17 protein-coding genes are annotated in these 13482 nt (G+C 38.5%); 7 read left to right on the top strand and 10 right to left on the bottom strand.

What is annotated here, in order from left to right:
- Positions 1-112: 112 nt before the first annotated feature.
- Positions 113-802, top strand: a complete 690-nt coding sequence (locus tag O3601_RS04180) for a DUF2785 domain-containing protein (RefSeq protein ID WP_371471340.1) — start codon at positions 113-115, stop codon at positions 800-802.
- 107 nt (positions 803-909) lie between these two features.
- On the opposite strand, the gene O3601_RS04175 is transcribed toward O3601_RS04180, so the two are convergent.
- On the bottom strand, positions 910-1674 hold the full coding sequence (locus O3601_RS04175; RefSeq protein ID WP_000048147.1) for a (S)-acetoin forming diacetyl reductase: 765 nt from the start codon (positions 1672-1674) through the stop codon (positions 910-912).
- A 255-nt stretch (positions 1675-1929) separates the two neighbouring features.
- Between O3601_RS04175 and O3601_RS04170 the strand changes: the two genes are divergently transcribed.
- Positions 1930-2598 carry an MIP/aquaporin family protein gene (locus O3601_RS04170; RefSeq protein WP_371471281.1) on the top strand — a complete coding sequence of 223 codons (669 nt, stop codon included), beginning with the start codon at positions 1930-1932 and terminating at the stop codon, positions 2596-2598.
- A gap of 193 nt (positions 2599-2791) precedes the next feature.
- On the opposite strand, the gene queF is transcribed toward O3601_RS04170, so the two are convergent.
- The 7 genes from queF to O3601_RS04135 form a co-directional block, all read right to left on the bottom strand.
- Positions 2792-3283: a preQ(1) synthase gene (queF, locus tag O3601_RS04165; protein ID WP_000082587.1), complete on the bottom strand. Its 492-nt coding sequence runs from the start codon at positions 3281-3283 to the stop codon at positions 2792-2794.
- Between the two features lie 18 nt (positions 3284-3301).
- Entirely contained in the window at positions 3302-4018 is a 717-nt protein-coding gene (gene queE, locus O3601_RS04160; protein WP_371471279.1) for a 7-carboxy-7-deazaguanine synthase QueE, read from the bottom strand.
- The gene (gene queD / locus O3601_RS04155) at positions 4011-4454 is read right to left on the bottom strand and encodes a 6-carboxytetrahydropterin synthase QueD (protein WP_371471277.1); all 444 of its coding nucleotides are present in this window, start codon (positions 4452-4454) and stop codon (positions 4011-4013) included. The genes queE and queD overlap by 8 nt, the downstream gene beginning before the upstream one ends.
- Positions 4454-5107 carry a 7-cyano-7-deazaguanine synthase QueC gene (gene queC, locus O3601_RS04150; RefSeq protein WP_371471275.1) on the bottom strand — a complete coding sequence of 218 codons (654 nt, stop codon included), beginning with the start codon at positions 5105-5107 and terminating at the stop codon, positions 4454-4456. The genes queD and queC overlap by 1 nt, the downstream gene beginning before the upstream one ends.
- A gap of 201 nt (positions 5108-5308) precedes the next feature.
- Positions 5309-5623 (bottom strand): thioredoxin, encoded by a 315-nt coding sequence (gene trxA / locus O3601_RS04145; RefSeq protein ID WP_001029581.1) that lies wholly within the window; start codon positions 5621-5623, stop codon positions 5309-5311.
- Positions 5624-5638: 15 nt separating this feature from the next.
- The gene (locus O3601_RS04140; RefSeq protein WP_000570250.1) at positions 5639-5860 is read right to left on the bottom strand and encodes a DUF4649 family protein; all 222 of its coding nucleotides are present in this window, start codon (positions 5858-5860) and stop codon (positions 5639-5641) included.
- 99 nt (positions 5861-5959) lie between these two features.
- Entirely contained in the window at positions 5960-6340 is a 381-nt protein-coding gene (locus tag O3601_RS04135) for a MarR family winged helix-turn-helix transcriptional regulator (RefSeq protein WP_000221632.1), read from the bottom strand.
- Positions 6341-6623: 283 nt separating this feature from the next.
- Between O3601_RS04135 and O3601_RS04130 the strand changes: the two genes are divergently transcribed.
- The 5 genes from O3601_RS04130 (at position 6624) to O3601_RS04110 (ending at position 10827) form a co-directional block, all read left to right on the top strand.
- On the top strand, positions 6624-6998 hold the full coding sequence (locus O3601_RS04130) for a CidA/LrgA family protein (protein ID WP_000781325.1): 375 nt from the start codon (positions 6624-6626) through the stop codon (positions 6996-6998).
- Positions 6995-7690: an LrgB family protein gene (locus tag O3601_RS04125; RefSeq protein WP_001288952.1), complete on the top strand. Its 696-nt coding sequence runs from the start codon at positions 6995-6997 to the stop codon at positions 7688-7690. Before O3601_RS04130 ends, O3601_RS04125 begins: the two co-directional genes overlap by 4 nt.
- A gap of 389 nt (positions 7691-8079) precedes the next feature.
- Entirely contained in the window at positions 8080-8757 is a 678-nt protein-coding gene (locus O3601_RS04120; RefSeq protein ID WP_371471272.1) for a radical SAM protein, read from the top strand.
- 232 nt (positions 8758-8989) lie between these two features.
- On the top strand, positions 8990-9370 hold the full coding sequence (locus tag O3601_RS04115) for an SPASM domain-containing protein (protein WP_371471270.1): 381 nt from the start codon (positions 8990-8992) through the stop codon (positions 9368-9370).
- Positions 9367-10827, top strand: a complete 1461-nt coding sequence (locus O3601_RS04110; protein WP_261011098.1) for an ABC transporter ATP-binding protein — start codon at positions 9367-9369, stop codon at positions 10825-10827. The genes O3601_RS04115 and O3601_RS04110 overlap by 4 nt, the downstream gene beginning before the upstream one ends.
- A 200-nt stretch (positions 10828-11027) precedes the next feature.
- Here O3601_RS04110 and O3601_RS04105 read toward each other — a convergent pair whose 3' ends face one another.
- Together O3601_RS04105 and O3601_RS04100 are read right to left on the bottom strand one after the other, a co-directional pair.
- Positions 11028-12575 carry an ATP-binding cassette domain-containing protein gene (locus O3601_RS04105; RefSeq protein ID WP_371471268.1) on the bottom strand — a complete coding sequence of 516 codons (1548 nt, stop codon included), beginning with the start codon at positions 12573-12575 and terminating at the stop codon, positions 11028-11030.
- A 137-nt stretch (positions 12576-12712) separates the two neighbouring features.
- Positions 12713-13480, bottom strand: a complete 768-nt coding sequence (locus tag O3601_RS04100; RefSeq protein WP_371471267.1) for a hypothetical protein — start codon at positions 13478-13480, stop codon at positions 12713-12715.
- Between the last annotated feature and the right edge of the window lie 2 nt (positions 13481-13482).

Here is a 13482-nt window from a genome sequence, read left to right as displayed (position 1 = left end):
GGTATTGCCCATGTATCAAGAGTTACTTAGAAAAATAGCAGAAGAAAAACCAAATTATAACCAGGAGGAAATCCAGTGGTTGCTTGATCATTTGGGAGATTCTTCTCCATAAATTCGCGATGACCTTGTTTTTACAAGCTTTGCTAGAGGGATTCAGGAAGAGCTATTTACACAGGAACAATTTCATTTCATTGCTGAGGAAATTTTATCTGATGGAGGGTTAGATAAAGAGATTGATAAGGTAGGCTTGTCAACACTTGAACGTTCTTTTAGGGCGCTTATTTATGCAAATCTCTTGTCTGCTGATGCCAACCAGCAATCGATTTTCTATCAGGGATTAAAAGCAGAAATTCGTAATGTCCTTTTAAATCAAGGCTTGCACTATCTTTCAAAAGAAAAGGATACAACGGGTTTTTCAAGTCAGTATGGTTGGGTTCACGCTTTTGCACATGGAGCAGATTTACTGACAGAGGTAGTTTGTCATCCAGACTTTCCTAAAAACAGAATTCATGAAGTATTTGACATACTTGGCCAACTGTTTAAAAGAATTGCGATTCGTTTTACAGATGATGAAGATTGGCGTTTAGCCAGAGTATTTTATGAACCGATTTTACAAGGGAAGTTGGAGCAAGAGCAAGTAACTTCTTGGATAAAAACTGTTGATTTTCCGATAGAAGAAAGGGAAGATTTTTATAAATTTTCCAACTTCAGATCCTGTCTGTTGGAAGTCTATGTCCAACTTGACCAGAGAAATAGTTTACAAGATGACTTGAAAGAAGCTATCCAGTCTTTTCAATACTAGAGATAAGCTAATATTGCCTATTGAGAGAGTTTCTATTGTATCCTCCTAACTAATAATGAAAACTAATAAAAGAGGTTGAATCATTTTCCAACCTCTTTTCCCGTATCTTAATGGAATTGCATACCACCATCAACGATAATGGTTTGTCCTGTAATGTAGTTTGAATCTGGTCCTGCAAGGAAGCTGACGGCAGCAGCCACATCTTCTGGTTCAGATAGACGTTTTAGAGTAATATCTTTTGCAAATGTCTGCATACCCCACTCGTCATCTTTTCCTGCATTTTTACCAACTTCATGAGCGATATCGTACATCATTGGTGTTTTCACAATACCTGGTGCGTAGGCGTTAACAGTGATGCCCGAGTCAGCTAAATCACGTGCTAATGTTTGCGTAATTCCTCGAACAGCAAATTTTGTTCCACCATAAACAGTTAGATTTGGATTGCCCACTACACCGGCTTGAGAGGTTGCGTTGATAATTTTACCTCCGTGGCCAAGTGCTTTAAATTGCGCTTGTGCAGCTTGTGAACCCCAAATGACACCACCAACGTTGATACCGAAAGTGCGTGTAAATTGTTCCTCAGTAATTGTATCAAGAGGAGTAGTTGGAGCAACACCAGCGTTATTTACGACAACATTCAAATCACCAAAATGGTCAACAACCTTTTGAAATGCTTGTGCAACTTCGGCCTGTTTCGAAACATCGGCCACGACAGCAAAGGCATTTTCAGCTGATAATTCGGCAACAGCTTTTTCAGCTGTTTCAGGATTGTAGTCTAAGACTCCTACCTTAAAGCCATCTTGAACCAATCGTTTTGCGATTGCAAAACCGATTCCTTGACCTGCACCTGTGACAATAGCAACTTTAGACATATGATTCCTCCGTGGTATCCATGATACCATTCAAACGTTCATAAAAGAACAGCAAAGTTGTAAAAATTAGTTCAAATTAGGGGTTGAACAACATATCCGAACTATGTTAATAGTATATAACTTTAGAAAAAATGTTTCAAATAAACACTACCGTTTTTATAGAATTTTGTCCTGAAAATTTCCAAACAATTTTCTTGAAACCCTTTCCTACTTTTGATAGACTAGTATCTAGTTTTTGAAAAAAGGAGAAAGAAAATGAAAAAATTTGTTGCTGAGTTAATCGGTACGTTCATGCTTGTGTTCATCGGAACAGGAGCTGTTGTTTTTGGAAATGGTCTTGATGGTCTTGGACACCTTGGAATTGCTTTTGCCTTTGGTTTGGCAATCGTAGTCGCAGCTTTCTCAATCGGAACTGTTTCAGGTGCTCACTTGAATCCAGCTGTTTCGATTGCTATGTTTGTAAACAAACGTTTGTCATCTTCTGAACTTGTAAACTACATCCTTGGTCAAGTAGTCGGTGCTTTCCTTGCGTCAGGGTCTGTATTCTTCCTCTTGGCGAATTCAGGTATGTCAACTGCAAGTCTTGGTGAAAATGCCTTGGCAAACGGTGTAACTGTCTTTGGTGGTTTCTTGTTTGAAACAATCGCAACATTCTTGTTTGTCTTGGTTATCATGACTGTGACATCAGCAAGCAAAGGTAATGGCGCAATCGCTGGTTTGGTGATTGGTTTGTCATTGACAGCTTTGATTCTAGCTGGCTTGAACATCACTGGACTTTCAGTAAACCCAGCCCGTAGCTTGGCACCAGCTGTCTTGGTAGGTGGTGCAGCCCTTCAACAAGTTTGGATTTTCATTCTTGCACCAATTGTTGGTGGAGTTCTTGCAGCTCTCGTTGCTAAAAACTGTCTTGGAACAGAAGAATAATTGAAACTCAAAAAGCCTTGCTCCTCATCTTGAGGAACAGGGCTTTTTCGTATTATACTCTTCGAAAATCTCTTCAAACCACGTCAACTTCACCTTGGATTATATATAGTCTTATCTACAACCTCAAAGCAGTGCTTTGAGCAACTTGTGGCTAGCTTCCTAGTTTGCTCTTTGATTTTCATTGAGTATGAGTTTAACGGTTGTCAATTTTCTCTGGATAAAGGTCGTGTTGGAAGAGGCGTTGTTCTGCCAAGCCTTCATACTTAGTTCCTGGCTTACCGTAGTTGTAGTAGGGGTCAATTGAGATGCCACCGCGAGGGGTGAATTTTCCCCAAACCTCCAAATAGCGAGGGTCTAGCAAGTTGACCAAGTCTTTCCCGATGGTGTTGATACAGTTTTCGTGAAAATCTCCGTGATTTCGGTAGCTAAAAAGGTAGAGTTTGAGGGATTTTGACTCGACACAGAGCTTGTCAGGAATGTAGGAAATATAAATCGTCGCAAAGTCTGGCTGAGCAGTGATTGGACACAGTGAGGTAAATTCAGGACAGTTAAATTTGATAAAATAGTCATTTTCCACATGACGATTGTCAAAGGATTCTAGGACTTCTGGTTGATACTCGAAAATGTAGTTGGTTTCTTTGTTGCCTAGTAGGCTTAGGTTTTTCATTTCTTCTTGTTGTGACATGATTTTTTCTTTCTAATCTTAAACACCACGTTGGTTATCGTAGAGGAGGGTATGGAGTTGAGGAAGGACGCGGACATTGCCCCAGCTATCGTCGGCAGCGATGCGTTCCCAGAGTTCTTTGAGTCGATCTAGTTGGTCTTGGATAATATTGCCTGTGGCCTTGGGCTCAGGATTTCCAGCCGATAAAAAGAGAACATCTGGTTGGTAGCGATCTTGAATGCCTTTGGCAAAGGCTAAATCGGCATCATCAAAGACAGGGATTTTAAAGGTGACTTTGCCTGGATCCAATTGGGAAACGATAAAGTCCAAAGTTTCAAAGTTGACTTCCATCTTGGAGGAAGGAGGTTTGGGGCTGAGAGTGACCTGGTCAATATCTTTTAACCAGTTTTGCCAGCGAGAACCTTGAGTCTCAACAGCCAGAGTGACACCACGTTCCTTGAGTTTAGTGACGAGTTCAGCCATGTTGGCTGCTAGGATAGCAGGATTTCCCCCAGATAGGGTTACATAGTCGTAGCTCCCCAATTTATCCAAGGCAGCAATGACTTCATCAGCTGTCATGCGAGTTGGTTTTTCAGAACCATCCCAAGTAAAGGCAGAATCGCACCAGTCGCAGTGGTAGTCGCAACCAGCAGTGCGGACAAACATGGTTTTCTGCCCGATTGCACGGCCTTCGCCTTGAAAGGTTGGGCCAAAAATTTCCAAAATTGGTAGTTTGAGGACACGTTCCCTAGTCATCTAACCACTCCCGTCTAAACTCTGCAAAGGCAGTCGGAGTTTCATAGAGGCGAACATATTCCAAACGGAGACCGCGCTCGTCTGGCAACTCTTGGTTCATGGTTTGGAAAATCCAGTAAACCATATTTTCAGCAGTCGTGTTCATATAGGGAAGAGTTTCGTTTAGATAGCGATGATCCAAGTGGGGTTCTAAGTAGTTCTTGTAGATGGCTTTGATGTCTCCGAAATCGTAGGTCATGCCACGTTCATCTAAAAAACCACTGACAGCAATCTGCAAATGATAGGTGTGACCATGAAGGGACTTACATTTTCCCTCATAGTGAAAGAGGTGGTGGGCAGCATCGAAGGTAAACTCTTTTGATACCAAGGTTCTGTGAGGATTGTAGACAAGAGACTCCCCAGTTTCCTCTTTGATTTCTTTGGGTGCAAAAAACATTAGGCCCCTCCTTTCTGTGAGAGATAAACATCTAACCCATGTTGACGTAGGTGGCAGGCTGGACAATCTCCGCAGCCACTCCCGATAATTCCGTTGTAGCAGGTTAATGTCTTTTCACGAACATAGTCAAAGGCACCGAGTTGGTCGGCTAATTCCCAAGTTTCAGCCTTGTCCAGCCACATGAGAGGTGTTTGGATAACAAAGTCGTAATCCATGGCCAGGTTGAGGGTGACATTGAGGGATTTGACAAAGACATCACGGCAGTCAGGGTAGCCTGAGAAGTCTGTCTCGCAGACACCTGTCACGATGTCTTTAATGCCACGTTGCTTGGCAAGAACTGCCGCAAAGGACAGAAAGAGGTGATTGCGACCGTCAACAAAGGTATTGGGAATCTCTCCCTCTTTTTGCTCAATCTCTAGATCAGAAGTCAAGGCATTTTCAGTGATTTGCCCCAGCAGAGACATATCTAGGATGTGATGACGAATACCCTGTTCCTTAGCGATTTCTCTAGCTACTTGAATTTCGAGATGATGGCGTTGACCGTAGGCAAAGGTGACAGCTTCGACCGTTTCATAGTGTTCTTTAGCCCAAAAGAGGCAGGTTGTAGAATCTTGACCGCCACTAAAGACGACCAAGGCTGATTGACGTTTCATAGTACTCCTTCCAAAATGGGGAATGTTCAGAGCACGCAAAAAGCTCCCTTGAAGGAGCTAAAAAATACCAAGTAGAGGTTTTTTTTAGCGATGGCATGTCCCAAACATCGTAATATTCTATCTACAGTCTAGCATATTTTTTGAAAAATGGCAAAGAGCAAGAAAAAAGAGACCAAAGAAAGTACTTGGTCTCTCGTTTGATTAGCTCAATTCAGCAACGATGGCCTTGATTTGTTCTGCTGTGTGAACACCAGCAACTTGTTTCACAACTTGGCCGTCTTTTTTGAAGAGAAGAGTTGGGATAGACATGATTCCAAAAGCACGAGCTGTGTTTGGATTTTCATCCACGTCCATTTTAACGATTTTCAAAACATCTTCTGAAAGTTCTTCAGACAATTTATCCAAGATTGGACCTTGCATACGACATGGACCACACCAAGTTGCCCAAAAGTCTACCAAGACCAAACCGTCTTTTGTTTCTTGTTCAAATGTTGCATCTGTAATTGCTTTTGCCATTGTATTTCTCCTTTTTTAGTTATATTGGCTTAAATCTTGTTTCTTGAGATAGAAGAAGATATCTCCATAAGTCCCATGGTAGTCCAAATCATGACCGTTGTAAGTTAATTTTTGGACAGGGTAGTAGTCTGCGACGCCGATAAGGCAAGCTTGTTGCGAACGATCAAAGTCGTCATAAGATTCGAAAGTTACAGTTCTTTCGTTCTTGCTGGCATCTAGATAGGTAATTTCAATCATTTTAAAAACTCCTTTGTTTAATGATGATTTTATTTTACTCCTTGTAAAAGAGAATGTCAAGAAAAATGATTGCGCACGCAACTTTTTTCTAAAGTCATCTTAAATCAAGAAATCCAAACCAGTTTCCAAGCTTTCTTCGACAGCCTTCTGTAGAGAGGCTAGTGTCTTTTGCCCATCACTTGTCAGGCAGATAAAGCTAGAGCGTCTATCTTGATCACAACACCTGCGACTAAGTAGACCGCAATTTTTGGCTTCCAAGCGAGCCACCATCCGAGAAACAGCGCTCGGGCTCAGATGAAGTTTATCTGGCAGGTCAATCTGGCGTAGAGATTTTTCTTGAGCCAAGTCCAGATAGTAGAGCAGGTAGAACTCTTTCAAGGTTAGACTTTGCTCGCTCTGCTGGGCAATAGTCTCTTCCAAGAGACTTTCAATTTCTTTCTGACGCCGATTGAAGTCAAACCATTTTTCCAAATAGGTCATAGTATCTCCTTTCTTTTTAGAGTTATAACATAGAAGAATGTCCATTCACGGACAGTCTCTGCATCACAAGATGATTGCGCATGCAATAATTATACTACTTTTCAAAAGAGCTGGCAAGAAGGACGCTGGAATATTTTATCCTAAATCATGCCTGTTTTCACAAGTCAAGAATTGTTTGTATCCCCTTTCTTCTCAAACTTTCATCAACTCTTGTGCATTTCCTTGAAATTTTCTGAAAAAAGAGTAAACTGGTATGCAAGAAGTCTATTTCGTGGAGTTTAGGATGAAATTATATGTTCAATTAATGATTCTCTTTGTGATTTCTCTAATCGGAGAGGGAATCTCTAGTTTCTTTCATTTGCCTATCCCAGGCAGTATTATCGGTTTGATTATTCTTTTTCTAGCCCTACAATTCAAGTGGCTGAGAACAAGGCATGTCAACATGGTGGGGAATTTCTTGCTGGCCAATATGACCATTCTCTTTTTACCGCCAGCAGTGGGAATCATGGAGAAGTTTGATGTGATTGCTCCCTATCTTTTGCCAATTGTTTTGATTGTCTTTTTTGCGGCTGTTATCAATATTATCCTCATAGCCTTGGTGGTTCAGTTTATCAAGAGACGGTTTGAGGGAGATTATGAGAAAGGAGATGCCAAATGAGTGAATTTGTTTCCAATCCCCTGTTTGGGCTTGCCTTATCTATCCTAGCTTATCTAGTGGGAATGCTGATTTACAGACGTTTTCCTCATCCATTGACAACGCCCTTGCTTTTGTCAGCTGTTTTCATTATCATTTTTCTAAAAGTGACGGGTATTTCTTACCAAGATTACTACCAAGGTGGGGTTTATCTGAACAACTTGATTGTCCCATCGACCGTGGCTCTAGGGATTCCGCTTTATAAGAGTTTTCACTTGATGAAGCACCATGCTCGGAGTATTCTCTTTGGTAGTCTGCTAGCAGTAGTTGTCAATACCTCTTTCACAGCCCTTGTGGCCAAAATCTTTGGCATGGATTTTTTCCTAGCCATTTCTCTCTTTCCCAAGTCAGTAACAACCGCCATGGCAGTGGGAATCACAGAAAAATTGCAAGGTCTGACGACCGTGACCTTGGTGGTTGTAGTGGCAACTGGGATTTTAACCAGTGTCATCGGACCAACCCTTTTGAAGTGGTTGAAAATTGACGACCCAGTAGCTGTTGGTCTTTCCCTTGGAGGAACAGGCCATGCAGTCGGAACAGGGACAGCCTTTCGATATGGCTCTGTAGCAGGAGCCATGGGTGGTTTGGCTATCGGTGTTACCGGTATTCTCTATGTCTTTGTCAGCCCTATCGTAGCCAGTTTGATATTGAGTTAAAAAATTAACGGCAAAATTTCGAAATTTTAAAAATTTTTCAAAAGAATACTTGACAATCTACATGAGAAGATATACAATGAAGCCAGAGAAAACGGATACAAAATAATTTTTACTTAACAGTATATGAGATTTTTCTTTTCTAAAAAAGAATTATACGTATAATTCTTTTTTAAAAAAGGAGGGAGAGCGATGCTTAATTTGACTGATGTTATCAAAGTTGTTAAAAAAGGTCACCTAGCCTCAGTACAGCAGCATCCAGATAAATGCCCAGGGCGTTATCGTTAGATTGCCTTGAGTTGCTTATGTAAAAGCGATAATTTATCACTTTACTATTATAATGATGAGGCTGAGGGGGATCCCCTCAGCCTTTTTAAAGCGGGAGATAAGTTATGGAAACAATTTATTCTTTTTCTACAGATGATGTAGTTTATTTAAAAAATTTATATACAGGATCTATTTGTGAAATTGATGAGGAACTATTCAAGAAGTTATCTTTAAAAGAATTCCCTTACTTGATAAGTGAGATTGATAAACAAGTGCCCTTTATTCACTCTAAACGAATAGTAGAGGGAGATGAATTATCACTATATATAGTTACAACTATGTCGTGTAACTTGACTTGCTCTTATTGTTTTGAGAATGATAAGGATAGGAAACCGTCCTTAAGTAGTGAGTATGACGGTAAAAAGATTGTGAATTTTATATTAGATGAACTCAATTTTAAGAAGTATAAATCTCTGGATATCTGTTTTACTGGTGGTGAACCATTATATAACTTTCAGTTTATACGAAATTTATGTGAAACTTTAGATGAGAAACTAGCTATTCCTATTTCGTATACTTTGATTACAAATGGAACGATATTCACAAATAAAATAATGTCTTTTCTTGACTGTCATAATTTCGCTATTCAAGTTTCTTTTGATGGTGATGAGCACTATCATAACCTAGAAAGATGCAATCGATTAGGGAAAGGAACTTATCATAGAATCATAAATAACTTGTCAGTTATGTTGGAAAAGTATAAAAATTTATCCATTCAGGCTAGAGTTAACATATCTAACTAGAGTTAACATATCTAAAAGAAATTATATATCTATCCAGAAATTATTTTTAGATTTAAAAAAGTATACAGAATTTGAAAATTTTAATCTTTATTTTGATTTTGTAGCTGTACCTAACGATTCAATTCTATATATTGATAGTGAAACTAAAAAGAAGACTTGTCTAGATTTATTGCTGTTTTTATCAAAGGAAAATATACCGTATTATCATGATTTAAAAATAGGAGGCTACTGTATGTTCAAAAATCAAGATTCTCTTACAATTTATGCCAACGGTAACTTATATAAATGCTATTCATTAGTAGGGAATGAAAACTATCAGTTGGGAAGTATTGGTCAAGTTACTAATGAATTAACAGGTCTGGGAAGCATGTGCCCTTATAAAGATTGTGCTTATTATGAATTTTGTTATGGAGGTTGCCCATTTAATACATTTGTAAATAATGGGAAGATGGAACGCGATTGTCAGTTTGACTATTTAGAGTGGTTTCACAAGATTGTATTTTTAGATGAATTAGGATTATTGACAAAGGAGGATGTTGAAGGGACTATCCAACATATATCTGTTCATAAAATATATGTTGATAAAAATTTAACTATGGAGGCATGCAGATGAAAAGATTGTTATCCTATAACAATAAAGTGCTATTTCTAAAAAGCTTTATTTTGAATACCCTTGTTACTATACTAACCGTAGCTATTCCTTATATTAGTAAGTTATTTATTGACCATATTCTATCTCAGAAAGTTCATGCTATGATTGTTTACGGGGTGCTTTATGTAGGAATTTCTCTGTTTATTCAAGTTTTATATTATTTTTGTGATGTGCTTCAAGGAGAATCAGAATCGTATGTTTGGCAGAATATTTGCCAAAAAACTGCTGAAAATATCCAGCTCTATGATATGGTAGAGACAGAATTGTCTGAAGCTACCATTACACAAGAATTAGGGCAGACCTATGAGCTGTTGAAACGATTTTTTAACGAATATCCTGTTGCTCTTCTCCTGTACTTGATACGAGCACTTGTGATTATAGGGATTTTATGGAGTATTTCTCCTACTATTGCTGTGATGATAGGTATTTTGATACCTGTATTTATCTTTATTTCGCAGAAATATAGTGGACGACTATCTAAGCTTGGTTCCGATACAGTGAATTGTATGAAGGATATACGCGATTATCTAGTGGATAGCTATAAACTCATGCCTAGTATGCGATTTTCAGCTCATTCTAGCTTGATTGATTTCTCTCCCTTGGTGAAAAAATATATTTCATGTAAAAATAAGGAGGTGAGAATGACTTCTTTATTTGAAAATTTTCTTTCTTATGCATTTTTGAATTTTATGATTATGATGACGACGATTATATCAGGTTATCAGACTTATAAAGGTTGGATTACGATTGGTGATCTAATGGCTATCCAACTATATATTTCACAATTTTGGACACCTATTGAATACTTCCTTGATGTTTATAAGGAGTACTCGGGAAGTAAGAAAATTATCGAAAATTTTATCAATTTTTTGGAACCTGTTCAGATTTCGTATGAGTCTATTCCAATTTTAGAGATAGTCTTAGAAAAGTATGTTAGCTTGGGGAGAGATGGTGAAGAACTGCATGAGCCACTAACAACTCGTTTAGAAAAAGGACATATTTATCGTATTGTTGGAGAAAATGGTGTTGGTAAGACGCGGCTGATTTTAGCGATAGTAGGTTACAGCATGAATTATCATGGTGAGATTTACTTACCTAATTATAGAAAGAATTCGAATTTTTCATACTGCCCTGCAGAACCTATTGCGAGTCGATTTTATAAAAATGAATTGAGTCAAGGTGCATCCATGGGACAACTAAAATTGTTGCAGTTGCAAGAAGCAGTAGCGGTGGAGAAAGATGTTTATATTTTTGATGAGCCAAGTAATTTTTTAGATTCACAAAACAAGAAAAAAGTCGTGCAAATCCTGTCCGACTTGTTAGCAAAACAAAAGTTAGTGATTTTGATTAGTCATGATGATGATTTAGTCGATTTTCCAACAGAAGTTATCACTCTTCAATCATGTGACAGTGAGTAAGGAAAAGTATAACTTTATTGAGTTTAAGAAATAGATTAGTAAAAATAGACTGGGTAAAAAGTCTTTAAAATCAGAAAAATGCATAATATCAGGTGTGCAAAAACTTGATATTATGCGTTTTATTGTGGTAATATTAATTCATTTTCTCCTGAAATTGAGTTTTTGCCTAGCCTCCTTTTCAAATCGTATGTTATAGACTATTACTTTTCTTTGCTTAAGTGGATGACTTGGTCATAGTGTTTTAAGTCTTCTTCTGTGTAGTGGTGAATGACTTCAATGACTGTTTGAGGTAGGGAGAAGAGCAAGGCGCTAATTTTTCTGCTATTTTCCAAGTCAAGATTGGCCTTGATTTCATCTGCTAAGATGAGTTGGCTATCATGGTAGAGGGCGCGGGCGATTTCTAGGCGTTGTTTCTCGCCACCAGACAGACTATCATTGCTGAGCGTTCGATTTTTCAAATGTTCTAATCCTGTTTTTTTGAGGATATGATTTAAAGTCTCTTTATTTTTATTCAATCCCAGAAGGATATTGTCTTCCAGAGATAGCGTGTCAAAGTAATGGCTATCTTGGAGAATATAGGAACTAATACTTGTGATTTCTTGACGTGACAGGTTCTGACCAGAAAAGCTAATCTGACCACTTGTTGGTGTCTCTTCTCCATGAATAATATTGAGCAGGGTTGTTTTACCAGAGCCACTTTCTCCGATAATGGCAATTTTTTCTCCTTGCTTAATGTACATGGAAATCGGAGACAGGAGGCTGTTCCCATCTTTTTCTAAGGAGATGCTGTTAAGCTGGATAGGGAAAATGTTTTCTATGCTTCTAGGTGAGATGGGATCAGACTGGTTCAAAAGTTTTTGGTATTTATTGAGAAGAGTTCGATTCGCTTTTCGGGTGTTGGTAAAGTAAGCCAACTCTTGGAATTGATAGCCGATATTATGGGAAACAAGATAGATAGCCACAAAACTCGCCGCATCTAAATAATTATAGTAGGTCATAAAGCCACCGATGACGATAGGGGTGACGGAGCAAAAGGCATCGATGCTATTGATAAAGAGACTGTTTAAAGTGCGTTGTTTTTCATAGTTGATTTCGGCATCTAGACTGGTTTGTAATTGTTTTTGGTAGCGAGTAAAAAAGTAGTCTTGCCTCTGATAATGGCGAATTTGTTGGCTACCACCAATAAAATTTGTCAAGCTTGCTAAGTAGCTCTGGTTAACAGTGGACCTCTTTTCAGAAAGTGAATCCAAACGCTTGGATCCGATCGTACTGCAGAGTACAGGAAAGGAGTAGAAGAGGATGAAAATCAAGCCCAAGTAAAAATTGGTCCATAGGGTATAGAGAATGGACACAGTTGTGAAGCCAAGAGAAGAAATGATGATGACCGTTGGCTCAATATAGTTTTCTTCTAGTTGCTTGACGTCGTTTTCTAGGTCAGACAAAATATCCTTTTCATCAATCTCATAACTGTTTAAAAATCGCTTGAAAATAGCACTCTTGATTCCATATTTGAAGTCAGTAATTAAACGGGCATAGTAATAGCGTTTCCCAGCCAAACCTAGTAAGAGGATAAGATTACCAAGGATTCCTAAAATCAAAACTTTCCAAAGAAGGCCTAGTTCTTGATTGGTAAAACTGGCAACAATATTCTGAACAAGGGCTGGCGTGATAATCGCTTCCAGCCAAGTAATGGCAATAGAAAAGAAGTAAAGTACGAGGTGCTTCTTAGTAACAAATCTTCTCAGCATAAAGAGTTGACCTCCCTATCGATATACATGTAATTAGTTTTAAAGTCATTATACTCCTTTTTATTAAATACTTCATATAAAAATGTAAGTCCTGAGAACGAAAAAGTCTAGCGAGTTATTGTCGCTAGACTTTAAAACTATTGCAAGTTAACCTTGTTTCTCAAGATGTAGTAGGTTCCGAGGTAAAAGATAGCTATGAAAATGAGTTCTTCAACAATGGCTATACCTGCTCCCATATAGAAATTGTCATTAAGTCCTACAAGTGAATTGACATAGAAATTAGAACTAAGATTGAAGGAAAGTTCAATAAATCCAATGACGATTTGGATACCAATGTAGGCTGCAACAGCGAGTGCTGTACGGTATTCATTGAAAAGCTGTCCAATGGAAATAGCCAGGTAGATGCAGAGGATTCCTGAAATGGTATTTAGTAGGAAGGATATACCTGTAAGAAAGATCTGAGGGAGATGTGTTTCTACAAATGTAATCACATAAGAAAGAGGAATCCATTCTGGAACCGTTATGGCCACAATAATAATAGCGCTTAGAGCTAGGACAGCAGTGCTAATCAACGACCAGATAAAGGCACCGATTAGTTTGGTTGTGATGATATGGTGTTCAGAAACTGGCAAGGTCAAAGTCAGATAGCCTTGTCGGTCATAGACACTACCTTTAAAGCGTTTAATAATCAAGAAAATGGTTGAAATTCCAAGTGTAATCATCAAGCCACCAAAGACAGTAGCTAGAAAAATGAGTAGGAGTGGTTTGCTTTCTTTGACAGGCAGATTGTTATAGGTCTGTGCTTGTATCCCGATAAGGGCAGAAAGGACTAGCACAGCAGCGTAGAGGGCTAAATACCACTTGTTAACATTTTTAAATTCGTAGCGAACTAAATTCCAAAACATAA

It is taken from the genome of Streptococcus sp. 20925_1_69 (genome assembly GCF_041432365.1).
GTDB lineage: Bacteria > Bacillota > Bacilli > Lactobacillales > Streptococcaceae > Streptococcus.
Note: the sequence above shows the minus strand (reverse complement) of the source record. Positions and strands in the feature narration are given on the sequence as shown.